The sequence below is a fragment of the Bacillus sp. AP50 genome (assembly GCF_040492675.1).
GTDB classification, from domain to species: domain Bacteria; phylum Bacillota; class Bacilli; order Bacillales; family Bacillaceae_G; genus Bacillus_A; species Bacillus_A cereus.
Genome location: NZ_JBEUTW010000588.1, coordinates 1 through 1324 on the forward strand (window position 1 = coordinate 1; position 1324 = coordinate 1324).

Below are 1324 nucleotides of genomic sequence, written 5' to 3' on the forward strand. Positions count from 1 at the left end.
ATACTGTATTATTAAAATAAAATGATTTTATTAGGAAGGAAAATGATATGGATTTCCAAATAAATATACCCCATCCATTCCAAGGAGTTCCTGAGAGTGTAGGGATTGTTTTATTAATTTTTATTGTATTATGTGCTGGACTTTCGATTTTCTCAGACTGGATTCGAAGTGTAATTCCTAATCAAACTAGACAATATATTCAACTTGGTATCATGGTACTACTATTTGCATTTATTGTTATATCAATTAAAAACCCTGAATATATTACAGCATTATTTTAAGAGCACTTGTAAAAGTGCTCTTTCTTTATAAAAAAAAATCCCTACACCATGTGCAGAGAACAAAACGTTTTATAACCATATATAAATTTTTTACCAATATAAATACGGAGAAGGAATAAGATAAACTCTAGGATGATAACCACCTGGCCCTGCAGGGTGCAAATACGGATCAGCTGTTACTCCTCCAGGATTGGTTGGCGCGCTAGGGAAAGAAACAAAAGGGGGAGCCGTGAAGGGAGGAGTAACTGTATGAGCTGCTATTCTTAGTTGCCAATTACAAGTAGGAATGCCAGTGAGAGTATACCTAGCCATATGAACATGAGGATTACAAGAGCTACCTGACTGATCAACTGTGCCAATTTGTTGACCTACATATACCTGATCCTTTAATTTAAGGCCAGGAAGCGGAGTTACATGGACATATTGAGTAATAAATTTATCACTAAAACTTCTTATCGAAACTAAATTACCCTTATTACACTCGTTTTTACATCCACATGGTTCATTACCAGATGATAACACATTAATATACCCTGCTTCTGCAGCATATACTGGGGTGCCTATTTTAATATTTGGAACCTCCAAATCAAGTGCTCCTGCATGTGCAACCCCACATCCTTGTCTTTGTCTTATTCTTCCCAATAAAGGCACTCCTGGATAAGTATAAAATGGAGTATTAGCTAGTGAACATTCATTACAAATCTTAAAATCAATAACATCCGCCTGAGTTGTATATCCTGGCATAAATAATCACCTCTCTAAATACAAATTAATCAATTCCAATTTTGCTCTGTTATCTTAAAAGTATATTTAAAACTAACATATTTAGAGAATTGTCCATACATAATTAAGTAAACAACCTATAAAAATCTAAACCGACAAAATTTCACGTACTATATCCGATGTATAAAACCAAATCCTACAATAAAGCCTATTCTACAATCTATCCCCTTATCCTCTAACCAAGAAAGTAGTAAATCCTATATTTATTCCTCTATCTTAGTGATTCATTCCCCCCAAAAGTTAAACAATCTCAAGTTTTT

The 1324-nt window shown here is 33.8% G+C and carries 2 protein-coding genes; one reads left to right on the plus strand and one right to left on the minus strand.

Annotated features, from left to right (window positions below):
- Window positions 1–47 precede the first annotated feature (47 nt).
- Window positions 48–281: a hypothetical protein gene (locus ABWK52_RS26970; RefSeq protein ID WP_097842651.1), complete on the plus strand. Its 234-nt coding sequence runs from the start codon at window positions 48–50 to the stop codon at window positions 279–281.
- Between the two features lie 90 nt (window positions 282–371).
- On the opposite strand, the gene ABWK52_RS26975 is transcribed toward ABWK52_RS26970, so the two are convergent.
- Entirely contained in the window at window positions 372–1025 is a 654-nt protein-coding gene (locus ABWK52_RS26975) for a M23 family metallopeptidase (protein ID WP_353772262.1), read from the minus strand.
- Window positions 1026–1324: the final 299 nt, after the last annotated feature.